General features: G+C 59.7%; 19 protein-coding genes. 13 read left to right on the top strand and 6 right to left on the bottom strand.

What is annotated here, in order from left to right; all coding sequences use genetic code 11:
* Positions 1–464 precede the first annotated feature (464 nt).
* The 8 genes from rpmH (at position 465) to LDN82_RS22525 (ending at position 6,143) form a co-directional block, all read left to right on the top strand.
* Positions 465–602, top strand: coding sequence for a 50S ribosomal protein L34 (gene rpmH, locus LDN82_RS22560; RefSeq protein WP_011776797.1), 138 nt, complete (start codon positions 465–467; stop codon positions 600–602).
* Between the two features lie 41 nt (positions 603–643).
* On the top strand, positions 644–1,054 hold the full coding sequence (gene rnpA, locus LDN82_RS22555; RefSeq protein WP_224165931.1) for a ribonuclease P protein component: 411 nt from the start codon (positions 644–646) through the stop codon (positions 1,052–1,054).
* 79 nt (positions 1,055–1,133) lie between these two features.
* Complete coding sequence (gene yidD, locus LDN82_RS22550) at positions 1,134–1,487, top strand: membrane protein insertion efficiency factor YidD (protein ID WP_224167599.1); 354 nt, start codon at positions 1,134–1,136, stop codon at positions 1,485–1,487.
* Positions 1,488–1,505: 18 nt separating this feature from the next.
* A complete protein-coding gene (yidC, locus tag LDN82_RS22545; RefSeq protein ID WP_224165930.1) occupies positions 1,506–2,483 on the top strand; it encodes a membrane protein insertase YidC in 978 nt (325 codons plus the stop codon).
* Positions 2,483–3,034, top strand: a complete 552-nt coding sequence (locus LDN82_RS22540) for a R3H domain-containing nucleic acid-binding protein (protein ID WP_224165929.1) — start codon at positions 2,483–2,485, stop codon at positions 3,032–3,034. Before yidC ends, LDN82_RS22540 begins: the two co-directional genes overlap by 1 nt.
* A 6-nt stretch (positions 3,035–3,040) precedes the next feature.
* Positions 3,041–3,691 carry a 16S rRNA (guanine(527)-N(7))-methyltransferase RsmG gene (gene rsmG, locus LDN82_RS22535; RefSeq protein ID WP_224165928.1) on the top strand — a complete coding sequence of 217 codons (651 nt, stop codon included), beginning with the start codon at positions 3,041–3,043 and terminating at the stop codon, positions 3,689–3,691.
* Between the two features lie 87 nt (positions 3,692–3,778).
* Complete coding sequence (locus tag LDN82_RS22530; protein WP_224165927.1) at positions 3,779–4,834, top strand: ParA family protein; 1,056 nt, start codon at positions 3,779–3,781, stop codon at positions 4,832–4,834.
* Between the two features lie 67 nt (positions 4,835–4,901).
* Positions 4,902–6,143: a ParB/RepB/Spo0J family partition protein gene (locus LDN82_RS22525; protein ID WP_224165926.1), complete on the top strand. Its 1,242-nt coding sequence runs from the start codon at positions 4,902–4,904 to the stop codon at positions 6,141–6,143.
* A gap of 5,985 nt (positions 6,144–12,128) precedes the next feature.
* Here LDN82_RS22525 and trxA read toward each other — a convergent pair.
* The 5 genes from trxA to LDN82_RS22500 all read right to left on the bottom strand — a co-directional run bounded on the left by trxA (position 12,129) and on the right by LDN82_RS22500 (position 18,217).
* Positions 12,129–12,455 carry a thioredoxin gene (trxA, locus tag LDN82_RS22520; RefSeq protein ID WP_216924410.1) on the bottom strand — a complete coding sequence of 109 codons (327 nt, stop codon included), beginning with the start codon at positions 12,453–12,455 and terminating at the stop codon, positions 12,129–12,131.
* Positions 12,456–12,492: 37 nt separating this feature from the next.
* The gene (trxB, locus tag LDN82_RS22515) at positions 12,493–13,449 is read right to left on the bottom strand and encodes a thioredoxin-disulfide reductase (protein WP_224165925.1); all 957 of its coding nucleotides are present in this window, start codon (positions 13,447–13,449) and stop codon (positions 12,493–12,495) included.
* A 288-nt stretch (positions 13,450–13,737) separates the two neighbouring features.
* Positions 13,738–15,483, bottom strand: a complete 1,746-nt coding sequence (locus tag LDN82_RS22510) for a discoidin domain-containing protein (protein WP_224165924.1) — start codon at positions 15,481–15,483, stop codon at positions 13,738–13,740.
* A gap of 140 nt (positions 15,484–15,623) precedes the next feature.
* Positions 15,624–17,687, bottom strand: a complete 2,064-nt coding sequence (gene murJ, locus LDN82_RS22505) for a murein biosynthesis integral membrane protein MurJ (RefSeq protein ID WP_224165923.1) — start codon at positions 17,685–17,687, stop codon at positions 15,624–15,626.
* A 26-nt stretch (positions 17,688–17,713) separates the two neighbouring features.
* Positions 17,714–18,217 (bottom strand): NUDIX hydrolase, encoded by a 504-nt coding sequence (locus LDN82_RS22500; RefSeq protein ID WP_216924651.1) that lies wholly within the window; start codon positions 18,215–18,217, stop codon positions 17,714–17,716.
* A 196-nt stretch (positions 18,218–18,413) separates the two neighbouring features.
* Here LDN82_RS22500 and LDN82_RS22495 point away from each other — a divergent pair, with 196 nt between their 5' ends.
* The 5 genes from LDN82_RS22495 (at position 18,414) to LDN82_RS22475 (ending at position 24,332) form a co-directional block, all read left to right on the top strand.
* Positions 18,414–19,895, top strand: coding sequence for a CCA tRNA nucleotidyltransferase (locus LDN82_RS22495; protein ID WP_224165922.1), 1,482 nt, complete (start codon positions 18,414–18,416; stop codon positions 19,893–19,895).
* Positions 19,892–20,473: a histidine phosphatase family protein gene (locus tag LDN82_RS22490; RefSeq protein WP_216924419.1), complete on the top strand. Its 582-nt coding sequence runs from the start codon at positions 19,892–19,894 to the stop codon at positions 20,471–20,473. Before LDN82_RS22495 ends, LDN82_RS22490 begins: the two co-directional genes overlap by 4 nt.
* A gap of 611 nt (positions 20,474–21,084) precedes the next feature.
* Positions 21,085–21,225, top strand: a complete 141-nt coding sequence (locus tag LDN82_RS22485; protein WP_223935169.1) for a hypothetical protein — start codon at positions 21,085–21,087, stop codon at positions 21,223–21,225.
* A 154-nt stretch (positions 21,226–21,379) separates the two neighbouring features.
* The gene (locus tag LDN82_RS22480; RefSeq protein ID WP_224165921.1) at positions 21,380–22,891 is read left to right on the top strand and encodes a glycosyltransferase 87 family protein; all 1,512 of its coding nucleotides are present in this window, start codon (positions 21,380–21,382) and stop codon (positions 22,889–22,891) included.
* Positions 22,884–24,332 carry an NAD(P)/FAD-dependent oxidoreductase gene (locus tag LDN82_RS22475; protein WP_224165920.1) on the top strand — a complete coding sequence of 483 codons (1,449 nt, stop codon included), beginning with the start codon at positions 22,884–22,886 and terminating at the stop codon, positions 24,330–24,332. The genes LDN82_RS22480 and LDN82_RS22475 overlap by 8 nt, the downstream gene beginning before the upstream one ends.
* Before the next feature lie 21 nt (positions 24,333–24,353).
* On the opposite strand, the gene LDN82_RS22470 is transcribed toward LDN82_RS22475, so the two are convergent.
* A complete protein-coding gene (locus LDN82_RS22470; protein WP_224165919.1) occupies positions 24,354–24,959 on the bottom strand; it encodes an NAD(P)H-binding protein in 606 nt (201 codons plus the stop codon).
* Positions 24,960–25,028 lie beyond the last annotated feature (69 nt).

Raw genomic sequence — 25,028 nt, 5'->3', positions numbered from 1 at the left:
CAATCAGTTCCTAAATACTTGCTTGCCGGCGTTGCTGGCAGCCGAAGTGTCTCCGACTGGCGATGTTTCCGGGGTTAATCCACAGAGTTATGCACAGCGGGTGGACAATGGGCTACTGAGCCACTCTAGGGGATGGAATCGCTAGAAGATAGCTGGGAAGTTGCTTGTGGATAATTACACGGTTGTGGTTCTGATTTGGGCCTTGTGAGCCACTTCATCCACAGGCTGTGAAGCGTCCGTTGACACAGCTGTGGATAGCGGTAGGAATGGCTCCCGGTTTGACTGAGGGTGCCTTTTTGCCCTAACGTTGTGAAGTCCTTTGTGTCCGCTTTTGTGATCAGCTGCATCGACGTACGTTTATCGTGCGGCAGGCAGCGGCGGCAGGCACATACAAAACTTAGCGTCGGCCAGTTCTTCCCCTTTTGATCGGGTGGGCGCACCTTTGATCCACTGGAGTAACTAACGTGAGCAAGCGGACTTTTCAGCCGAATAACCGCCGTCGGGCCAAGAAGCACGGCTTCCGCCTTCGTATGCGCACCCGTGCCGGCCGCGCCATCCTGGCTGCACGTCGCGGCAAGGGCCGCGTCGAACTGTCGGCGTAAATAACTGACTTGTCGGTCAGGGTCTTTTTGCGGGTTCGACGGTGCTAGCCACCCCTAACCGTCTGCGGACGTCTACCGACTTTTCAACAACTGTACGTTCCGGCGTCCGCAATGGACGCCGGAACTTAGTGTTATATACGGCCCCTATCGGGGCCGCGGAGCCGAGTCGAATCGGCTTCATTGTCTCCAAAGCCGTCGGGAACGCCGTGACCAGGAACCTCGTTAAGAGGAGACTGAGAGAAGCAGGCGCACTGTCCTTGCACACGCATGGAACGGGCCTGGCGGTCGTGGTCCGGGCACTGCCCGCAGCTGCATCTGCCAGCTGGGAGCAACTGCTCTCGGATTACAACGCCGCATTGGCAGTGACGACGAAGCGACTGGGTGGATCAGTTCCACGCAGTGCTTCGCCAGAACACAACGGCACCACAAGGGAAGGGACACCGCGTGCATGACATAAGCACCGCCGTCGTTCCTTCCTCAGGCGACCCTGCTGGTTTAAGCGAGCCCGTCGGCAAGGTTCCCCACGGCAACCTGTGGGTGGTGGTAGGTAAGTTCATCTGGGACCTGCCCCGAAATATCCTGATTCTCCTGCTGAAGATGTACCGCAAGGTCATTTCACCCCTGTACGGCCAGGTTTGCCGTTTCTTTCCGTCCTGCTCGGCGTATGCCCTGGAAGCGGTGACGGTGCACGGCGCCATGAAGGGTAGCTGGCTCGCAGCCAAGAGGCTCGCCAAATGCCATCCTTGGAATGCTGGCGGAGTGGACCATGTCCCCGCCGGCCATCGTCATTGGCCGCAAGGCCAGACGCCCACAATTGTTGTACTGAACAACCCGGACCAGTTCCTGGCTGCTCAGGCTGATGAAGAAGGCCGCACTGCGGCCTGAGGAAAATAGGGATATCTTATGGATGACTTCTTTGGGACAATCATGTTCCCGTTCAAGTGGTTGGTGTCGGTCATCATGGTTGGCTTCCATGACGGGCTGAGCTTCATCGGCCTGCCCGCCGCCAACGGCTGGACGTGGACCCTCTCCATTATCGGCCTGGTGTTGGTGATCCGTGCCGCCCTGATTCCTGTGTTCGTCAAGCAGATCAAGGCCCAGCGGGGCATGCAGCTGCTGCAGCCTGATTTGAAGAAGCTGCAGACCAAGTACAAGGGCAAGACCGATCAGCTCTCCCGCCAGGCCATGGCACAGGAGCAGATGGCCCTGTACAAGAAGCACGGCACCAACCCGTTCTCGGCGTGTTTGCCGATGCTGATCCAGATGCCGTTCTTCTTTGCACTGTTCCAGGTGCTGTCTGGTATCTCGACCGCCAAGAACGCCGGCCAAGGCATTGGTGCGCTGAGTCACGAACAGGTTGTTCAGTTCGATCAGTCCAGCATCTTTGGCGCCCCGCTGTCCGCATCGTTGCTTCACGGTGGGGTACCTGGTACGGAAGTCGCCGTCTGGATGCTTTCCATCATCATGATTCTCGCCATGACTGCCTCGCAGTTCATTACGCAGAAGCAGATCATGGCCAAGAACATGTCCGAGGAAGCTCTGGCCAGCCCGTTCATGCGGCAGCAGAAGATGATGCTCTACATCCTGCCGCTCGTATTCGGTATCGGTGGCATCAACTTCCCCATCGGTGTCCTGATCTACTGGACCACCACCAACCTCTGGACCATGGGACAGCAATTCTTCGTTATCCGCCGCATGCCCACACCTGGCTCGCCCGCCGCGAAGGCACTGGAAGAGCGCCGCGCCGCGAAGGGCCTGCCTCCGCTGCTGGGTGGCAAGAAGAAGGACGACGACGACGCCGAGGCTGCCGCGGCTGCTGCTGCGGCCGAGATCAGGGCCCAGCGCGTCCAGCCACAACGTAAGAACAGGAAGAAGAAGTAATGTCTGCTGAGAGCACTGAAGATGTAACTGCCGCCGAGACTGAGGAACAGGACGACACCCAGGAAGAGTCGCTGTCCAAGACAGCCAGCCGCCTGGAAGAGGAAGGCGACATTGCTGCCGACTACCTCGAGGAACTTCTTGATATCGCTGACATTGATGGCGACATTGACATTGAGGTCCGGAACGGTCGTACCTACATCTCCATCGGAACCGATGAAGAGTCCGCTGCCCTGGATAGCCTTGTAGGTCCCGACGGTGAAGTCCTCGAAGCCCTGCAGGAGCTGACCCGTCTGTCCGTCCTTTCCGCGACTGAAAGCCGGTCCCGTTTGGTGTTGGACATCAACGGTTACCGCAAGGAACGTGCCAGCGTACTTCAGCAGATCGCCGAAGACGCCGTTGCCAAGGTCAAGGAATCCGGTGGGACCGTTGCCCTGGAGCCGATGAGCGCCTATGAGCGCAAGATCGTTCACGACGCCGTCGCTGACCTCGGATTCGTCTCTGAATCCGAGGGCGAGGGCGCCGGCCGTCACATCGTGGTCTCGGCTGACTAGCAGCTCATGGTTGAAATTACCGCAACTGAACTGCAGGCAGCAGAGAAGATCTTTGGGGAGCGCTTGGATCTCGCCAAGCGCTATGTAGAACATTTGGCTACCTCCGGAACCGAACGTGGGCTGATTGGTCCTCGTGAGATCCCCCGCTTGTGGAGCCGCCACGTCCTGAACTGTGCAGTCATCGAGTCAGCCATTGCCATGGACAGCCACGTGGCAGACGTTGGGTCCGGTGCCGGACTTCCTGGGCTGTGCCTTGCAATTGCCCGCCCAGACCTTGAATTAACTTTGATCGAACCTCTGGAGCGTCGAGTCATCTGGCTTCAGGAAGTCGTGGACGACCTTGGCCTGGACAATGTGACCATTATGCGAACCCGCGCCGAACTGGCCGTGGGATTGGTGGACGCAGACGTCGTTACGGCACGCGCAGTTTCTGCTCTTTCCAACCTGGCTGGCCTGACTATCCCCCTGCTGAAGGGCAAGGGGGAGGTTGTGGCAATCAAGGGCCGCAGCGCTGCCGAAGAAATTGAGAAGGCCAAGAAGGTTATCCGTAAACTTGGCGGCGTGGAAACGTCCGTTGTGGTTTGTGGACAGGAGCTTTTGGAGGAACCCACCACCGTGGTGAGGATCATCGTCAACAAGCCCGGAAAGACGGGCTAGTCGCCGCTCGGTTTCCCGCGTGTCGGCGGCTGAGCAGTTAGGCTAGAGAACGGCAGCAAGCGCCGAATGAGAGTGAGAGTGTGACCAGTGGGCAGTAGCGAAACCTCCACGCAACGGATCCCCCCCTTTATGTCCTTGGGGTCCGCGCGGGCCATGGCCACACCTTCGGCATCACTTCAATCCGCCATTGTGCGACCGAATTCAGTTGATAATGCTGCAGTTTCACGTGAAACGCTGACGGATGAGGTTCACAACGTGATGGACTCCATCGATGATTCGAGCCCTATCGCTCGCCAACTGGCCAACGAGACGCGCCGGCGCGAGCGGCTGATTGGACGCGAACTCCCCAAACCTGATCGGACCCGGATTTTCACGGTCTCCAATCAGAAGGGTGGCGTTGGCAAGACGACCACCACCGTCAACATTGCCGCTGCACTGGCGTCTGCAGGACTCAACGTTCTGGTCATTGACATTGATCCCCAGGGAAATGCATCTACAGCCCTGGGCATTGAGCATCACGCAGATGTCGACAGCATCTACGACGTCCTGATCAACGACCTCCCGCTGAAAGATGTAGTGGCTCCGTGCCCTGACATTCCCAACCTCATCTGCGCCCCGGCGACGATCCACCTGGCAGGCGCGGAAATCGAGTTGGTTTCATTGGTGGCCCGCGAACAGAGGCTTCGCCGCGCCATAGATGTCTACTCCAAAGAGCGCGAGAAAAACGGTGAGGGACGTTTGGACTTCATCTTTATCGACTGCCCTCCGAGCCTGGGTCTGTTGACTGTCAATGCGTTCTGCGCCGCCAGCGAAGTCCTGATTCCCATCCAGTGCGAGTACTACGCCTTGGAGGGCTTGAGCCAGCTCCTGAAGAACATCGAGATGATCCAGAAGCACCTCAATGCTGACCTGGTGGTTTCGACGATTCTCCTGACCATGTACGACGGCCGAACCAACCTCGCGGCACAGGTTGCGTCCGAGGTCCGCCAACACTTCCCTCAACAGGTCCTGAGCGCTGTGGTTCCCCGCTCGGTACGCATCTCTGAAGCGCCGAGCTACCAGCAGACTGTCATGACCTATGATCCTTCATCGAGCGGCGCGCTGTCCTACATGGAAGCCGCTGCCGAAATCGCTGAACGCTAGAATTCTTGAAACACTGCAACAGCCTGGGCGGGTCCGCACCCGGCTATTCCATCGGAGGGATGAATCAATGAGCGAAAAGCGAAGGGGCCTCGGCAGGGGTCTTGGGGCTCTCATTCCTAGCTCACCTGCGGGTGCCCAGGGAAACGGCGCTGCGCCTTCACGCCCAGTGGACCTCTTCTTTCCGGAAGCCCGTAAGACAGCGGAGCCTCTGGAACCGCTCGAAGGTACAGCTCCTGCACCTGCTCCGGCGGCCGAATCCGCGACGCTGAGTGGAGCAGATGGTTCACGTGCCGGCGCTGTGAAGGAAGCATCGAAGTCTGCGGCCGAGGCACCTGCTGCAAGCAAGTCCAGCGAAGCCAAGGCCCCGGCTTCCAAGCCATCGGCTAAGCGCCCTTCATCTACCTCGGTGAAGACCTCAGGCGCAGGGACGAGTTCGACGCCGTCTTCGACCCCTGCTGCAGCTGCTCCGCCTGAGGTGGAGTTGGTTGAGGTTCCGGGAGCGAGATTCGCTGAGATACCGGTGACGGACATTCATCCGAACCGCAAGCAGCCTCGATCTGTCTTCGATGAAGACGACATGGCCGAACTGGTGCACTCCGTCAAGGAAATCGGAGTCCTCCAGCCAATTGTTGTACGTACTTCAACCGAAAAGGGTGGGGAACCGTACGAGTTGGTCATGGGTGAGCGCCGCTGGCGTGCCGTCCAAGCCGCCGGCCTGGAAACAATCCCCGCCATCGTACGTGACACCACTGACGATGATCTCCTTAGGGACGCGTTGCTGGAGAACCTGCACCGCAGCCAGCTGAACCCCTTGGAAGAGGCAGCCGCATACCAGCAGCTCTTGGAAGACTTCGGAACTACACATGAGCAGTTGGCCGATCGTATTGGTCGGTCCCGTCCCCAGGTATCCAATACACTGCGTCTTTTGAAGCTTCCGCCGTTGGTGCAGCGTCGTGTGGCAGCGAGCGTCTTGTCAGCAGGCCACGCCCGTGCACTCTTGGCGTTGCCGGATGCGGCCGCCATGGAGCGCCTTGCACAGAAGATTGTTGCTGAAGGTATGTCCGTCCGTGCCACTGAAGAAGCCGTAGCTTTGTATCAGGACCCAGCCGCGCCGGCCAAGAGTGCTATTCCCAAGCCCAATGCCCGGCATGAGCGACTGGACTACCTGGCTTCCTCGTTATCCGACCGCCTAGATACGAACGTGAAGATTACCTTGGGTGCTCGCAAGGGCCGCGTCAGCATTGAATTTGCCAGCGTGGAGGATCTCAACCGAATTATGGATGTTTTGGGACCAGGATCTGACGACTAGTTCTCCCGACCAACTAAATGGGGTTTGCCCTGCGGGCAGACCCCATTTTGTGTTCTAATGCGTGGCTTTTGTTTTCGAGGACAGGGCGTGGGCTTTCTGGGGTGGTGCCACCTGCTTCTTGTGGAGTTTCACGTGAAACATTGGGCTGGTGGTTCCAAGACGGCCAGGGATGTGCCTGCTTCGGGTGAAACCAGCGTCTACGTTGCGGCCAGCGGGTCTCTCTTCTCTATACTTCGGGCTACGCGTTTGGATACTTGGACGGTCGTTCGCTCGTAGCAGCTCCAGAGGAGTTCGCTATTGGCCCTTCTTCAGGCTATGTCGCTCTAGGGCTGCCTGAAGCTGCGACTTCGGGCACGGACTCGTGTTATTGGGGGCTCGATCCTGGAGCGCGCTCTGATGCCACTGTGCGGCCGTTCTGGGGCCCTGCGTAGCGCTCTTGAAGAAGACCACTCGCGGCTGGGAGCCATGGACGGGGCACTATTTGGATTCTATGTTTCACGTGAAACGCGCCGGTCGGGAAGCATTCGAATGCGCAGGCTCTATTGCCCTCCGTTCTACTCACGCTCTTGGCCTGTAAGGCGCAGATTTCTCATTCTGAACTCCGGTAAGTCGCGCTGGAATCAAAGAGATGTAAACGAAACGGAAGGCCCACCATCTACGATGTCCCGGGGCACCCTAGCTTGTTTCCTTGTTTCCGTGTCCCGTGTCCCGTGCCCCTGTGTCCCTGTGTCCCTGCGTCGCGTGGTTCGGTTGCCCGGTGGTGTATGCGTTGGCGCTGCCTCACTATTGCTGCTTCCCCTTCGCTGCCGTTACACAACGGCCTACATTAGAGTTCCCTTAGGTGTCGTGCGGCCCTGCCGCGCCGAATGGCAAACACTTCTCTGGAGTGCTCCCGTCAAATACCGCTTTGGCCGAGTCGACCGCCCCGGACAAATCAAGTCCTTCGATCATGCGATTTCCGCGGCGCTTTTGTTTCGTTGAGGCGCGCGCGTTGGAAGCATCATGTACCGCTGGCCTTGTTTCACGTGAAACCGTGCCGCGCCCCTGGGCTGGTTGGATGGACGATCCTCGTCGATGTAGTGAATACGCTATTCTCCTTTAGCAGAAACCGACAATGCGGAGACGAATCGAAAGGCTTGGCATCTGATCGTCGAGGAGATGAAGACTGCTACGTGTTTCACGTGAAACACCTATTTCCCTGGGGGTCTGGCGGCGTTAATTACAGCGGCCAAACGAAAGCGTTGCCACCGAGCGATTGGATCGAATTACACACATGTTATTCGGAAACACCTCCGGTCCTATCAGCGATCGGATGGAGGCTTCATCTACGACTTCCAACGTCTGGGCGCACCGTTATCAGCGAGCTCCTGGCACAGAAGATGTGCTTGCCCTATGTGGAGGATTCATCTGCGAGATAACTACCCCTTTTGGTGATCTATAGTTCAATGGGCAGACGGGCCATCCAATAGGTCCATGCCCCCACGGTTCCCGTGCGTTCTTGTAGCGGAAACGGAGCAATGGTTTCAGACAAAACGGCCTAGCGGCGGCGTAGCGATCGGATCCTGCCTTGACCTTCTGTCTATGCCAACGACGGGTGAAGTATCACAGCACAAATTCTCAAGGGAACGCACTGGCTGGCCAGGAGTTGGGGACTTCGGTTTTCGCGTGAGTTTAGGATCTTCTCCTGCCGTTGGACTTGCCGCCCAAATCTGAACTCATCTTTCGCCCACTGGGGGCCGTATCCCGGAGGCGCTGCCCGCTCTATATGGGCTGTGTACTGACTATACGGATGGATCGGCGAGACCCCGACATAGAACAGCGGAACGTACCTTGTTCCATATGGCTGGGACGACAATTGAGGCCCGGAGAGGTTCAGCGCCCTGCCACGAAGAGGTGTTCCAAGTTCGGTGGCCCTCTGGTCGACATCGATCTTCCTTGATTGGTGAGCGAGATGGCGCGGCGCCTCTCACGGCCGAACCAGCGGTCCCGGGGCGCCCATGTCCATCCTCGACAGCAGGAATGCCTATGCGGACGTTGGGGTGTGTCGAATGGTGCGCTTCCCTCCCGTGCCGGCTTCGGCTGTCGAACGTCTAAACATTCCCCGCGCGGCCCGAGACGCGCTGGGTTTTTTGGTGCCGGTTGGAGTGTCCCCCGGCATCGGCACTGGGCCGCCTGGGTGCGTGTTGGCGCATGGCGGAACCTAGCGTTGGAGTCTTTGATTGTCGTCGCGGGTTGATAGATCTGATGTTGTACGTTTGACCGAATGGGCGCCGTGCTGTTTGTCGCCTCAGCCACATTTCGAGGTGTGTGGGTCCGGTGCCACTACGTCTCTGACGCCAGCTTCAACGAACAAGGGCGGACCGTCATTTAGGCGCACCGGCAAGATTCTCTTGTTTCACGTGAAACGTATTCCAAGGTGTCTCATGATCATTCGAAGGCTGAAAGAGGCAGGAAGGGGCATGTGTATCGGCGGATTTAGGCAGTGGATAAGCCTGTGGATAACTTTGGGGATAACCCTGTCGCTGGTTCGGGTTTCCCTGGCTCCAATCACCAGCAACTTGCTTCCGAGCACCCGCCGCCGTGACGCGACTCTTTCCGCACCAAGTGCAGAATGTTCCACGTGAAACGATCCCCTACGGGACCGCGTGTATTTCATGTCACATGATCACAAAACCCTTTGATTTGCGGGAATTTGATGCACCGTGGTGCAGTCAAATGGAGCGGCAACATCAAAGCTTTCAAACTCGCAGGAGGGGGAAGGAAGTGACGGACCGCGGGGAGCTGTACCGGGAGCTCGGCAAATGACATTTGGATCGCCTGGTGGCCAGTGGAAAACCCTGTGGATAACTTTGTGAACAACTTGGTCGTTTGTCCTCTGCGACCTCGCTAGTGTCGTGACCTGACATGGTGCTCTTGGGAACCTCCTGTTGATTGGAAGGCATCCTGAGTCGATCTACGAAACGCTCCCACGCGGGCCTGTGGAGGCCGATGGAGTGCCAAACGAATCGCGTCACTCTTCAGACGGGATAGTCGGCACCATTCGAGGGTCGCAGCCTACGGGGCGTGATGCTGTAGAGCGTTCAGATCCAGGCATCGTCTCGAAGCAGGGGCACCTTTGATCCGACGTCTGCCTACAGGGGCTCCACGAAAGAATTGGCGTAGAGCGGTGGATTGGCAGGCATGCTGATCTGCCGAGGCCGGGCCAGGGAACTCCAGGTAGGGGTATGCCGGCTGCTACCCAGCCGCGCTAGTGGTTGAGACAAGAAGGGCTCGAGCGACGATCTTGTGAGTTGGCGACACTGGACGGAAGATCAGGAGCACGGATGGAAGGTAGGAAGGGAAGGTCTGCTTGCTGCTGTCCTCCGGATTAGGAATGCTGGCGTCCCAGGCGGCATTCTGCATCTGCAGCTTCTTAGGCGGTCGACTTATGAGTCTTAGTTCCGGCCATTATGCAGCAATACAGTCAGGTTCCTGACTAACTTCATTCGGATCCGTTCATGTTTCACGTGAAACAGCCCCTGCTCCACGTGGTTGTTGGTTGCCCCTAGATCAAATGGAATGCTCGGTTCCGGAGAATGAATCTTCAGTGCCGCCGAGCACCGTTTTGGCGCCAGTGAAGTTGCTCCCTGATTTGGATAGTGGATAAGGTCATCCGCCAGCAGCAAGACTCCATTAGAAGGGATCGTCTCGTGCCCATTCCCAGGTTATGTGGATGTGGAGTGGAAGCCGATGGCTGGATCGACCATCGGTAGTTGGCCTCCCCTAGGCTTCGAAAAGGAAGGGGGCGCTATAAGAAGCCCGTCAATCGCTAGGGTTGGAAACGGCCGGGGCTCCTGCTTGGCTGGGTGAGACGGTGTGGGCAGCGGTATTCGTGGACGTATATTCGTCTCGTGAAGGCGTCTTTCGCCGCTGTGTGCGTCTATTTGAGTTGCGGCGGTCCGCTCATCCGGGACACGTCCGTTCATATGTAGGGCCATATCTTGGGGCTCGCTAGCGGTGAGAAGTCGCCTAGGCTACAAAGGCGAGAGCGATGTGTGTTGGATGCAAATACCTAAAGTGACGTGATAGATGTCGGTGTTTCACGTGAAACAAATCTCCGGGGTCGGGAGAGTTTCTGGATCAATCAAAGTTAGACGGACCAGCCCATCCGCAGGTCGAAAGCGGCGTCGGCGGTGCAGTGCAGCGGGACTATATGTGGAATGACGGGAGTCCCGGGCATAGTTGGCAGCACGGGATCGAATGCCCATCGCGAACGCGGCCTCGACGAGAGTATTCACAGAGTGGACGCGGGACTTGAGATATTTCGTGCCTGAGACCACAATTTGCCCTCAAATTCATCGCCCAGTCCCCCGGGAGGGCAGGTATTGGAGGGCCCTCCGAGCACAGGCAGGGCGTAGCGAGCCTCGGGGAGTCATTGTCCTCAGGAGTGGTTCACATGTGGCTGGCCGAAGAGACTGGGCCATTTGTCCGCGAAGGCCGCTTCTGGGACCGGCGGCCCGTTCGCAGACGCATGCCCGGTCTATGGGGGTTTTCCGCGCGGGACGAGGGCAGCCTACTTGTCACTTGAGGATTGAGTAGACACACGAAGAACAGCACATACGATGTAAGCCTGAGGCTGGTGTCATATCCAACAAGCTTTTTCCGTTGATCCTGGACAACACAACCGCTCGCACACGAACTTTTGCACTGAGGTAATGCATCAGATTGGAGAGCAATTCTCTTACGCGGCACAAGGGTCGGACGCTCATCAGGTAGCGTAGATCGGAACCTCAGAGATGCGGCCATTCCGTCGGACTATTTGTGCTGCGGTGAAGAGACAGGCGTCAATTTACTACTGTGACAGATCCCCCTTTGGGCGATCTTTGCCGGTTCTGGATCCTCCGGAACTATCAACTTTCCTGACGTTACATGCCCATGTTTCACGTGAAACAAGACGGGGCAACCTTCACGATGATGATCCCAATGGTGGCGCGCTCGGAGCCCCAGTCGCTATGAGAAACGCAAGTGAGGGAGAAGGAATGCCGTTTCACGTGAAACATGTCCCGAGGAGCGGCCCACAAAGGAAGAGGGCAGCGATGAAAAGGTCGCCAGTTCGGGTCGAAGATGCTTCCAAGAGCGTCTGCGGGCATGAAAATCGTTGCCCTGAAATCCCAACTTCACCGTCGCGGAAACACAACTCCATCCGGACGGAGTGAATGATGCAATGAGTCATGGCGGAAGAAGTTGATAGAGCCCCAGGCGTCTGAGACTCGTGGGTGTTGCGTGACATGAGCGCAGGGTCCTCGAAGGCGTTGCGTTCAGAGTCGAGGCTGGGTGCTAGCGAATCCAGGACCGCTACGAAGAGTTGAAATTCAAATGATGCCGGTGATTCGCAAGGCTTTGCACGCGTGTCATCGGCATGCGGCCAACGGAAAAGTGCCCGGACTAGTTCGAAAATGTCCGAAATTCCCAGAAGTTCCGGCACCCCATGAAGCAGCCCAAGCACGACTGATTGGTTGCATGAGCGGAATCCTTCCCGTCGGACTATGAATAATCCGAAGCTTTCCGCCTGGAGTGGGAGTTGGCTTTGCCTCTTTGTTTACCCCGCGAGAAGTGTCCCGGGGGTCATCAGCGGACACGGACTACCCGATCCATGACTCAGTAGGTCGGGAAGCGAGAGAGGGATGCGCGGGGTGGGGTCGGGATGTGAGAGAGGGATGCGTCGGGTGGGGTGGGGATGTGAGAGAGGGATGCGCGGGGTGGAGTGGGGATGTGAGAGAGGGATGCGCGCGGTGGGGTGGGGATGTGAGAGAGGGGCCGTGTTTGCCTACCCGAGGTAAGGGGAACCCAAATCGTTGGCTTCAGCGGACGTTCAAGGGCTCTGGAGCAATCAAACGTCGAATAACAAACGCTATGGGATGCATTTGGCTTAAATACAAAAAACCGGCGACTCCCACTCCTTCAGGAGGGACAGCCGCCGGCTTTTCACTGACTAACTAAGGGAAGCTAGGACAAGACGTCCGCGAATTCCTTTTCGAAGAACTGCTTTGGCTTGGCGCCGATGACCGTGCTCTTCACTTCTCCCCCACTGAACAGGTAGACGGCGGGTATGGACGTGATGCCGTACTCGGCGGCGATGGCAGGGTTGTCGTCGACGTTGAGTTTCACGACGTCAACCTTCTCGCCGTATTCAACGGAGATCTCGTCGAGGATCGGGCCGAGCTTGCGGCAGGGTCCGCACCACTCTGCCCAGAAGTCCACGATGACCGGTTTCTCGGAAGCCAGGACGTCCGTGCTGAAGCTTGCGTCAGTTACGTCTTTAGCGTTGCTCATAACTTTTCCCTTCGTATGGTTGCTGGTCTGGTAAAGCTCAGGAATGCAGGTCTGCGAGGTAGTGCTCGACATCGAGGGCAGCCACACAACCGGAGCCCGAGGCCGTGATGGCCTGGCGGTAGGTGGGATCGATGACGTCGCCTGCGGCGAACACACCCTTGATGTTGGTACGGGAAGTCCGGCCCTCTACAGCAATGGTTCCTTCGGGGGTCAGATCAACTTTGCCCTTCACGAGTTCCGTGCGGGGATCGTTGCCGATGGCCACGAAGACGCCGGTAACGTCGAGTTCGGATTCGGTACCGTCCACCAGGTTCTTGAGCTTGAGGCCTGTGACCTTGTCACCGCCGAGGACATCCTCTACAGCCGTGTTCCAAATGAAGTTGATCTTCTCGTGTGCCTGGGCACGGTCGCCCATAATCTTGGAAGCCTTGAGGGTGTCGCGTCGGTGGACCACTGTAACGGACTTGGCGAACTTGGTAAGGAAGAGCGCTTCTTCCATGGCCGAGTCGCCGCCACCGATGACCGCAATGTCCTGATCCTTGAAGAAGAAACCGTCGCAGGTTGCACACCAGCTAACGCCGTGCCCGGACAAGCGCTTTTCGTTCTCAAGTCCAAGCTCACGGTAGGCCGAACCGGTGGACAGGATAATGGCCTTCGCCTGGAAGGTCTCCCCCGTGCCAATGGTGACCGACTTGATGTCGCCGTCGAGATCCAATTCGGTGACATCCTCGAAGAGAATCTCGGTACCGAAGCGGGCCGCCTGCTTTTCGAAGTTTTCCATGAGATCGGGACCCATGATGCCTTCGGGGAAGCCTGGGTAGTTTTCAACGTCCGTAGTGTTCATCAATTCGCCACCTGCAGTGACGGAACCGGCAATGAGCAGAGGCTTCATGTTGGCGCGGGCGGTGTAAACGGCGGCTGTGTAACCGGCGGGGCCTGAACCTACGATGATGACGTCACGCACCTGCGATGCGCTGTTTTCTGCAATGCTCACGTGGCGTGAACCTCTTCCTTAGTCGATGCTGCGGCTTTCGGGGCAGCCACCTGACTCAACCCCTGCAACGGTCCAAATATTCCGTTGGATTTGGAGGGCCTAAAACCCACCATCATTCAGGGTACCGTCTGGAGGCTCGGCCAATCGAAGCGGGGACGCCGGATGACTGGTGGCCACATCCAGTCACAATGCACCGCGCATGCGAAAGGAAGTAGCAGCTGATGCCCTTTTGAGCCCTCAAAAGGGCATCAGCTGCTACCTAGTTGGGTAAGCGGAGCGAAAACGGAACTACTGGACCGTGACCTCGGCCAAACGCAGACCAAATCCGAACTGGGTCTTGGGAGCAGCCAGTTTAGGCAGAGTCTTGATTACCACTATGACGTACTGGGTCTGCGTGGGCGCAGCCAGCGGCATTGTCAGTTCCGGGGACGTGAAGCTGTTGGTGCCCACGAGCTTGGCGCCATCCATGGCCGGGCGGTCATTGGTGTAGACGCTGATGCTTCCACCCGATCCGCCCAACTGGTTCAGCACCACTGACTTGACCTCTGTGGGCTCCTTGAGCTTCACGACCAAGGGCATCTCACCCGAGAGTCCACCCCAGTTGGCGGAAGCGAACTCCATGTCGGACCAGTAACTGGCCGGGTTCCCATCAAATGCTTTGGGAAGGTCTTTGTCGAACGATGCAGCGAACGGGAAATCGCCGAGGCGCGTAATGCCATCGATGGCCGGAGGCGTCGCGGGAGCAGCGGTCTCGCTGGGCGTCGGCTTTTCGGATTCGGTGCCTGCTGATGGCGATGACGCTGTTGTTTTATCCGAGGCCGCCGGAGCTCCGCTCGGCAGGAGGCTTCCCAGGTTGGTGACCGCCAGGACAAGGCCCACGATCAATACGGCAGCAAGCAGTCCGCCGACCAGCCAACGCATGGACCGCGGCTCGCGTTCCGGAGTTTCGTCCTCGTAGACTTCTTCATCTTCGTAATCTTCAGTGGCAGCGGCCGACGCCGGGAAGCTGGTAGGAGCGCGATCGTAACCAGGGCCGGAGCTTCCTCCAGCGGCTTGAGCTGCGCCACCGGCAGCGAGGCCGTAGTCCTCTTCAGACCAGAGGGAAACCTTTGGTTCCCCGGCAGGTTCGCGAGTCGGTGCGGGCTGCGGTTTCACAGGTTGTGAAGCCACGGGCTGCGAAGTGACGGCTTGCGTAGGCGGCTGAACCGGGGCAACGGGCGTGGTAGCAGGCGAAGCTCCGGACGACGGCGACTGTACAGCCTGCGTCCGAGGCTGGGTTCCCGTAGTAGAACCGACACCCGAAGCACCGGCAGCTCCGGCACCGGAAGCCCCGGCACCAGAAGCCCCCGCACCGGCAGCGCCATTAGCGGCAGCCCCGGCGTCGTGGTTCTTGGACCCGGCGTTCTTCAGCGCGGCAGCGGCAGCAACGCCCGCTGCACTGGCGCCAGCCGCAGCAGCAGCGAGCTTTCCGGCGAGACCACCCTTGGCCGATGACGGGCTGGAGGAAGGCATAGGCGGCAGGTTGCTGGCCTGCGTGGCTGGCGCCTCGTGGGCAGCATCCGATTCGGATTGGATCGGGTAGCCGTTTTCGTCGTACTGGATGTACTCGGCTTCGTGCTCATCGTCTTCGTAGAGGCCGTCATAGGTTTCGGGCTCATAGGTACGCGGTTGGCCGAAGATCTCGCTGCCGAGGGTTTCCGTGAAAAACGGTTCCACGTACGGCGGGTGGGTTGCGACTACCAAGTCCAGGAGGTCCGGCGCAGTGCTGTGGTTAGTAATCAGATACGTAGTGTTGTCGCTGACTCCGAGGTCCAGGATCTGGACATGGCCAGGGCGCTCCCCCGTGGCGACTTCGCGGGCGCTCTGTGCTACCTGCTCGGCATTTCCGGGACCGGCAACGAGGATGCTGACGGGGCGATTGAGGACCTGGTCCACGCCGTCGAGCACCAGATCTTGGTCATGCGAGGTCAATACGGTGGCCGTGACCTTATAGCGGCCGCCAAGCACTGATCCGACGTCGATCGGGTGGGACACGTGTTCCTCCTAGGCTGTCCGGGAGCTGCGGGTCCTGCACGCGGGCCGCCCGGCAAGCCGGTTGTACCGCTTTTGCAACTACCTGTATTCATTTCTAGCCTAGCCGATTGGCGCCCGCCGCCCACGTTGGCGGCACCGGTTCACTTCTTCCGCTTCTGCCTGGTGTGCTGTCCGGCGTCACCGTTGGCGGGAAAGTAGGGATTGTGGCCGGGGTCGCCCTGGTAGGTTCGCCTGCCTGGCAACGGGACCTGCGGGTGGAACCGTCCTCCCTTGGCCGTGCTCGGTACGTCCTCATCCGGCAGGTAGTTCGTGTGCGGTCCTTCAGAGCTGGAGGTGTCGGAAAAGTCTGAAGTTTTGGTTGGAGCCTCGGCGGCGGGCTCCGGTTCGAGTGCCGGGCCGGCCCTGAAGGACGCAGCATCGAACTCGCCCGAGATACGCGGAATCAATCCGGTATCATCCGAGACCGTGGCGCGTGCCGCCGTCGTGGGTTCAGCAGCCGCCCCCGCAACCGCAGGTACGCCGCGGCCAAAGCGGCCCATCAGCGGACGCATCAGATCACGCAACTCGGTGACATGGAAGAGGCGAAGCAGGAGTAGATAGGCCACCAGCATCACGGGCCCGACGACGACCACGGTCACCAAGGCTGCCGGCCGGCTGCTCCAGGCGAAACCGTCGGCACGGTAGCTGCCCAGAAGCCAGAGCGCCAGAGCACCGGCAATCGCCGAGCCGAGGCCGGCGTAGCCCATGCGGATGTACGAGTTGGCGATGCGCGGGCCGTCCAGATGTCCCAGCATCCTGCGGAGGAACCACACGCTGATGACCACGGAAAGTATGTTGCCCAAGGTATACAGGACGGCGATCGCGTAGATGATCTGGCCTACGGGAAGGAACTGGATGAAGAAGGCGCCCACCACATAAACGACGGCGAGCAAAAGCTGCACATAAAGGGGTGTGCGGGCGTCCTCGTTGGCGTAAAAGACACGCGACATCATGAAGTTTGCGCTCATGAACGGCGTGCTCAAAGCAAGGATGGTGAGCGTCTGGGCGAGCATGACGCCGTCTTGCGGCTTTCCACCGGAGAAGAACATGCCCAGAGGGCCTGCAAGCGCGAACAGCGCCAATGCTCCAAAAACTGTTGCGACGGCCATGGTTCGCAGTCCGTGGGAGAGCGCGTCGCGCAGTTCGGCCTTGTTGCCATCCTGGGACGCCCGCGTCATGCGGTTAAAGAGAACAGTGGCCAGGGACAGGGCGATGATCGAATGCGGCAGCAGGTAGAGCTGGCTCGCAACTTCAAGGACGGCGTTTCCTGGAAGAGTGGAGGCCGCTGTGGTTTGGCCTGAATTGTCCAGCCGGAGCCGTTCGGCACCGGGAATCGTGGCAATTTTCATGACGTACAGGAACGCCAACTGCCCGACGGCGGCAGTCAGAAGCGTCCACACGCTCAACTTTGCGGCCTGGCCAAGTCCAACCCCGCGCCATCCGAAACGGGGCCGCAGGCCCAGTTTCAGCCTCATGACGGGAATCAGCAGGATGGCCGTTTGGGCGATTACGCCGAACGTGGAGAATCCGGCAATCAGGAACGTCTGGGTGGGCCCCCAATTATCCAGTGTGTGCGGGTTGGTGTAGTTGGCACCCAGGATCCAGATGAACATGCCCAGGCCGGCGATGGCCACCACATTGTTCAAGATGGGAGCCCACATAGCAGGGCCAAAGGCGCCGTGCGCGTTCAGGACCTGTGTGAGAAGCGCGTACAGGCCGTAGAAGAAGATCTGTGGAAGGCACCAGAACGCGAAAGTGACCGCCAGGGCCTTCTGCTGGTCCGAGTAGCCCTGGGTGGTGAGATCGATAACGACGGGCGCGGCGAGGGTCACGAGGGCCGTCAGCGCCAGCAGCACCAACACAGCGAGGGTCAGGAGCCGGCTGATGTAATCGGCGCCGCTGTCCGCACCTTTGCTGGCCTTGATGATCTGCGGGACCAGGACAGCGTTGAACACGCCGCCAGCTACCAACAGGAAGATCAGGTTTGGAAGGTTGTTCGCGTTAATGAACGTGTCATTGACCGTTGAACCCAGGCCGAGTGCAGCGCCGAGCATCCACGTTTTGGCGAAGCCAAGGAACCGGGAAACCAGCGTTCCTGCCGCCATGATGGCGCTGGAACGTGCTTCTCCGGATTGAACGGACTGGGTGGTTTTGGCTTCAGACATCGCCTTTATCGTCCCACGTAGCCGGGTCAGAGGTGTTCTGGCAGCACTTCCCGTGCCAGGTCAGCGATGCGGCGTTCGTTCGGGAAGGACAGTTTGCGCGCCAATTCCTGGATCGGCACCCACGCGGCGTCCACGGCCTCCTGGTCCGGATCATTCTCGATGGTGAGCTCGCCGCCTGTGGCCCGGAGCAGGAAATGGTGGACGGTTTTGTGGACCCGGTGGCCGCTCACCGTGAACCAGTAGTCAATGCTTCCCAGGGGCGCAAGGATGTTGCCCTCGATGCCGGTTTCCTCGGCGATCTCGCGGACAGCAGCTTCCTCGTTGTTCTCCCGGCCTTCCGGATGGCCCTTGGGCAGGCACCATTCAAGCCGGCCACCCCTATTAAGGCGGGCGATAATCGCAACCCGGAGTTCGCCGTCGGACGTGTCTACTACGACACCGCCAGCCGAGACTTCCTCCACAGTGGGAAGCGAGGCCTGGACCGGGTGCTGCGGGGCAGGCGCGACGTGGGCGCCGATTGCCGACGGCAACGGTGCGTTCGTCCTCCTGCCAGGAGCGCTCGGGATCGGATTGGCCATGAAGTCCACTCTAACGACTCTTGCCCTCGAGTGATGACCGGGACATGGCCACAAGATGGACGGCAGGAGACACGCGTTACGGGTCCGCTGGTTTTCGGATGCAACTGTGGCCCAATGCTGCACAAAAATCTGCCAAGCTTAAGGAACTATGGCGCACGTATTGGACAGCTCTTCAGTTAACTTCACCATCGATCCGGTGGTGCTCGACCTCGGGCAGCGCTTTGTCGACGCCGGCTTCGAGCTGTCCTTGGTTGGTGGACCTGTGCGCGACCTTTTCCTGGGGCGGACGTCCCCGGACCTGGACTTCACCACGGATGCGACGCCCGACCAGACGATCTCCGTCATCAAGAAGTGGGCGGACAACTTCTGGGAAATCGGACGGGCTTTTGGCACGATCGGGATGAAGAAGAACGGCTTCCAGATCGAAGTCACCACGTACCGCGCCGAGGCGTACGATCCTGACTCCCGCAAGCCCGTGGTCGCCTTTGGCAACTCCTTGACGGAGGACTTGCTGCGCCGCGACTTCACCATCAACGCCATGGCCTTGCGCCTGCCGAGCCTGGAGCTGGTGGACCCTTTCGGTGGCGTCCGGGACCTCCACGCCTCCGAGCTCGCCACTCCCGGCGCGCCTGAGGCGTCCTTCTCCGATGACCCCCTGCGCATGATGCGGGCGGCCCGTTTCGCGTCCCAGCTCGGCGTGTCGGTTCACGACGACGTCCGGCTAGCCATGTCCCAGATGGCCGATCGCATCAAGATCATTGCCGCCGAGCGCGTCCGCGATGAACTGGTCAAGCTGATTAACGGCGCGCACCCGCGCGTGGGCATCGACCTCCTGGTGGATACCGGGCTGGCTGAGTTTGTCCTCCCCGAGGTATCCGCGCTCCGCCTGGAAGCCGATGAACACCACCGCCACAAGGACGTTTACCAGCACTCCCTGCAGGTACTCGAACAGGCCGCGGCGCTGGAAACCGGTGCGGACGGTCCCGTACCGGGCCCGGACTTTGTGCTTCGGTTCGCCGCGTTGATGCACGACGTCGGCAAGCCGGCTACGCGCCGGTTCGAACCGGGCGGCGCGGTGAGCTTCAGGCATCACGACGTTGTGGGTGCCAAGCTGACGGCCAAGCGAATGAAAGCCTTGCGTTTCGACAACGAGTCGATCAAAGCCGTGTCCCGGCTGGTCGAACTGCACATGCGGTTCTATGGCTATGGAGACGCCGGCTGGACGGATTCCGCCGTACGCCGGTACGTGACCGACGCCGGTCCGCTGCTGGAACGCCTGCACCGGCTCACACGATCCGACGTCACCACGCGTAACCAGCGCAAGGCCGACCGCTTGTCCTTCGCCTACGATGACCTTGAGCATCGAATCTCTGCGCTCCTGGAGCAGGAATCGCTGGCGGCTGTCCGGCCTGACCTCGATGGAGCGCAGATCATGGCGCTCCTGGGGCTAAAGCCGGGTCCTGTCGTCGGCAGGGCCTACAAGTTCCTCCTGGAAGAACGGATGGAACACGGACCGCTGTCCCCTGAGGAAGCCGAGAAGAAGCTCCTGGCGTGGTGGGAAGCGCAACCCGAGTCCGCCGTCGTCGAACCTTCAACCGAAACCGCCGCAGAAACCAAGGAGTCCTCATGAACGCCGCGATCTCCCCGCGTCCGCAACTTTGGATCCTCCGCCACGGCGAGACGGAATGGTCCAAGAGCGGCCAGTACACAGGCTTGACCGACCTTCCCTTGACGGTCGAGGGTGAGCAGCAGGCTGTCGAAGCGCGCAAAGTCCTTGAGGGCATCGACTTCGATCTCGTTCTGACCTCCCCACTGCGTCGCGCCCGCCGCACGGCTGAACTTGCAGGCTTTCCCGATGCTGTCCACGAACCGCTGGCTGTGGAATGGAACTACGGAGACTACGAGGGCGTCAGCTCCGACCTCATCCGCAAGGACAATCCGGACTACCTCATCTGGACGGACGGCGTGCCCAACGGCGAAACGCTGGACGAAGTGGCCGCCCGCGCCGACAAGATCATTGGACGTGTCCTGGAATCGGGCATGGACAATGTCCTGGTAGTGGCACACGGGCATTTCTCCCGTATTCTCACGGCGCGGTGGCTGGAAATGGACGCCAAGGAAGGTCGTCACTTCATTCTTGGAACTGCGAAAGTTTGCACGCTTGGATGGGATAAGCGGACGCCTGCGATTGTCCGTTGGGGTCTCTGAAACGCGAATTTAGAAAAACTTTGGCTAAATAGCGAATTGCACTGGCCAAGACTCCTATTCATGGGGTAGCTTATATCTTGTTCCCAGACCGACCCGCCGGGAACAAGGCGCGCATTACCCCGGTTAATCAGTCGGGACGTAATGCCACAGCGGAAAAGGAGGTTGGGAAAAATGATTACTTTGACTAGCGGATGGAATGTGACCGTCACTGCTACCCCGGCCTCCTGCGCTGATCGACGCCATTTTTCGAAGCATTTTTCGAACCACTGACCACTCCCTGAACCACCGGACCGGCTCCAACGCCGGCGGTCTTCATGGCCACCCCTCAAGGGTGGCATTCTGAGCGGTCAGTTGTAGGCGCAGACCCACGCAACAAGCCACGGGTGCGCAGTTTCCCCAAAGTTCGGAACCAGCTTCTTGTTGGGGACGACTGCAGGAAGCACACGCAATTGTGCACGGTCATTCGCTGCTCCCGCACAGGTCTGCTCACACCCCTTATTAGCGTCGGGCTATTTGTGCGCTCTTTTATGCCTTGATTTCCCTGAATTCAATTGGCTCTATTTGTTGTGCCCAATTCCGGCAATTTTCTGCAATGAAAGGAGGTGAACCACATGCCAAAGCGCCCTAAGGACCTGCGCTTCTACAAGAGCAGCGATGCTCCCAAGGAACGCACGCTGTTCAACGACCAGTTGCTCAAGCAAGGCCGTGAAGACGTCTTCGTCGTTCTGCACCAGATGGGACTCATCCGTTGATGCCCTTCAGCCCTTCCGAAGGAGTTTCCGGTGCCGCACATGCATGCTGAACCACAGGAAGCCCACGCGGCTACGCGTGGGCTTCCCCCTTTTAACGGTCGGCCAGAGCTGCTCCAGTGGCGTTACCCAAGCTGCCTGACGGTAAGCTCGATTTATGCAGGAGACGAAGCCGCACCGGCAGCGAAAACGTGCCCGCTTTGTGGTTCCAAGCCGCAGCGACTCCCTGCTTCGTAACTTCACGGAGGTTGTAGGCGGGCCCTTGGGCCGCCACTCTGCTCCAGGACAGATCTCCCCCGCGCCGTTCACGGTTGAACGCGTCCTCGTTGTCCTCACAGTGATCGCTGCCCTGCTTGCCGTCCTGGCGAAGGACTATTGCCGCGTCAATGGCTGGGAGACGCCCACACAGTTTTACGCCACGTGCTACTCCGACTTCCCTGAGCTCTTCCGCAACCGTGGCCTGGGCGATGGCGTGTTCCCCTTCTTCACGCAGGGCAGCTTGTTTGAGTACCCGGTCCTCATGGGGATCATCGCAGGCTTGACCGCGCTGCTCGTACCGGGACAAGGGCCGGGCACGGAACGCATTCTGGGCTACTTCGACGTCAACGCAATGCTGATTGTTGCCGTATGGATAATTACCGTCCTCCTGACCGCCCGGATGAACAAGCGTCGCCCCTGGGATGCCGCCATGGTGGCACTGGCCCCCGGAATTGTGCTTGCGGGGTTCATCAACTGGGACATGTGGGCTGTGGCCCTGCTCGCGTTGGCCATGTACTTCTTCTCCCGCGACAAGTTGATCCTGGCGGGAATCTGCATCGGGCTGGGAACGGCCACCAAGCTGTACCCCGTCCTCATTCTCGGTGCCATTTTGGTGTTGGCGCTGCGCACTGGTCGTCTTCGGACCTTCTGGATGACTGCCGCTGCAGCTGCCGCGGCATGGCTGGCCGTCAACCTGCCGATCGCCGCGATGAACCCATCAGGATGGCGCTACTTCTTTGAATTCACCCAGGAACGGCCCGCCGGATACAGCTCGCCGTGGTTCGCGTTCAACCTCGTGGCCGATCGGCTTCATTGGACCCAACTTGACGCCGCCACTATCAACTCGCTTGCGCTGAACCTCTTTGTCATTGCGTGCGCGTTGATCGGTGCACTGGCTTTGACGGCGCCCAGGCGCCCCCGCATCGCCCAGCTGGCCTTCCTGATTGTGGCGGCGTTCATCCTCACAAACAAGGTGTACTCCCCCCAGTTCGTCATCTGGCTCATTCCCCTCCTTGCCCTTGCGAGACCGCGCTGGCGGGACTTCCTGGTTTGGCAGGCGGCTGAAGGCCTGCACTGGGCTGCCATATGGATGTACCTGGGCATGGCCACCAGCGGTGGATCCGTGCAGCACAACATTGATATGTCCTACTACGTCCTGGCTGTGGCGCTGCACATGGTTGCAACGGCGTACCTGATGGCCAGGGTGGTGATGGATATCCTGGATCCATCGCAGGATCCCCTACGCGCTTTGGGCGAAGACGATCCCCATGGCGGGCCTTTCGAAGGCACCAGGGATTGGCTCAGGATTAACCTTCTTCATCCGTCCATGTCGGTTCTGCCCTGGCGTTCAATGGTTGAGCCTGCCGCACCCAAAGCACCCCAACAGTCGGAGGTGGGTAGCGATGGCTGATGTCGCCGTCGTTGGTTCTGGTCCCAATGGTCTGGCCGCGGCAGTGACCATGGCCCGCGCCGGGCTGGAGGTGCATCTGTACGAGGCCGCCGATGCCATCGGAGGCGGGACCCGGACAAGCGAGCTGATCGAACCGGGATATCTGTACGATGTATGCTCCGCGGTGCATCCAATGGCATTGGCGTCTCCTTTCTTCAAGGAATTCGACCTGTCTCAGCGCATTGAGCTGCGCGTGCCTGACGTCCAGCACGGCACGCCGTTGGACGTGGGAGGTGCCGCCCTCGCGTACCAGTCGCTGGAACGGACCACCATGGAGCTGGGGGCGGACGGCCCAGCGTATCGTCGCCTGATTGCGCCCCTCCTGTCACGCGTGAATGGCGTCGTGGACTTTACGTCGAACCAACTTCTCCGCGTGCCCAAGGATCCCCTTGCTGCTCTGTTGTTTGGTCTCGCGACCCTTGACCAAGGAACACCGTTCTGGGGCCGGCGCTTCCGTGAAGAAGCTGCTCCGGCTTTGTTGACCGGCGTAATGTCCCACGCGTTGGGTTCCCAGCCCGCGCTTAGTTCCACGGGTGCCGGACTCTTGCTCGCCGTCCTGGCCCACGCCGGCGGATGGGTGGTGCCTGTGGGCGGATCCGCGGCTATCGCAGGTGCAATGGCCGAGGACCTCATTGCCCACGGCGGCACCATCCACACCGGTGAGCGCGTGGATTCTTTCGACCAGGTCAGGCCGGCAAAAGCCATCCTCCTGGATGTTGCTCCTCCGACGCTCGCTCGTCTGGGTGGTGCTGAAATACCCGGCAACTATCGTCGGGCATTGGATGCATTCCGCTTCGGGAATGCAGCCTGCAAAGTCGACTACATCCTCTCCGAACCTGTTCCCTGGCTTGCCCCTGGCCTGAGGCGGGCGGGGACGGTTCACGTGGGCGGTTCGCGAATGGCCATGGCCGAATCCGAGAACCTCGTGGACATGGGCAAACACCCAACGGAGCCCTACGTGCTGGTTTCCCAGCCGTCCCTCGTGGACTCGTCGCGGGCACCGGCCGGGCGACACGTTCTGTGGACGTATTGCCATGTGCCGGCTGGCTCAGATGTGGACATGGCTGAGGCTGTCACTGCACGGATTGAGCGATACGCCCCAGGCTTCCGGGATGTGGTGGTTGCCTCGAAGACCACGACGGCGGCTGATCTGGCCGCGTACAACGAAAACTACGTGGGTGGCGACTTCAGCGCAGGTTTGTTGGATATGCGGGGTCTGGTGCAGAGGCCAGTAGTGTCCAATGTTCCGTGGCGTACACCGATGCCGGGCGTCTACTTGTGTTCTTCATCCACCCCGCCCGGGCCTGGTGTTACAGGGATGCCCGGGTACCATGCGGCGAAGCATGCCCTCAAGGACATATTTCAGATGCCGGTACCCGGGCTCGGCCTGACTATCGGTTAGCTTGTTTGCAGCCGCGAAGCGTTAGTTTGCAGCCGTGAAGCGTGCCCGGCGGTGGGCCGGGCTTTCGATTTCATCCAGCATGGCGACGGCGTAGTCCTGCGAGGAAATGGTGGTGCCGGCAGGAGTGTCCTTGGCCACGTTGTATTTGCCGGTACGCTCACCGGGCTGGATAACGGGAGCGGGGGCAAGGACCGTCCAGTCGACGTCCTCGGGAGTCTGCTTGACCGCTTCCAGTGCCTTCGCGGCGGTGGTGGCTTCCGCCTTGTATGCCTCGGGGAAGTCCGGGGAATCGAGAAGTCGGACGCCATCCACCTCGAGGGTGCCTGCACCGCCAACGATCATGAGGCGGGTTCCTTCGGCGTTGCTGTATGCAGTGGCCATGGCATCGAGCCACTCTCCATGGTCCCCGCCGGTGCGGCTGGGGCCCGTAGCCAGCACAACGACGTCGTGGTCCTTTGCAATGGAGGCGAAGACCTCCGCGTCGGCCAAATCGGCTGCCTGGGCCGTTGCGCCGGTGATCTCGGCGCCCTTGCGGGAGATTGCCGTGACTTCGTGGCCGCGGGTGATGGATTCATTGACGATTTCACTGCCGACCATGCCCGTTGCGCCGTAGACTGCGATTTTCATGACTCTCCTTTGGGTTGCTATCCTTGCGATAACACGAAGGTATCTATTGGATACTGATAGCTTCAAAGG

Source organism: Arthrobacter sp. StoSoilA2, assembly GCF_019977195.1.
GTDB lineage: Bacteria > Actinomycetota > Actinomycetes > Actinomycetales > Micrococcaceae > Arthrobacter.
This window is presented reverse-complemented; position numbering and strand designations above follow the sequence as displayed.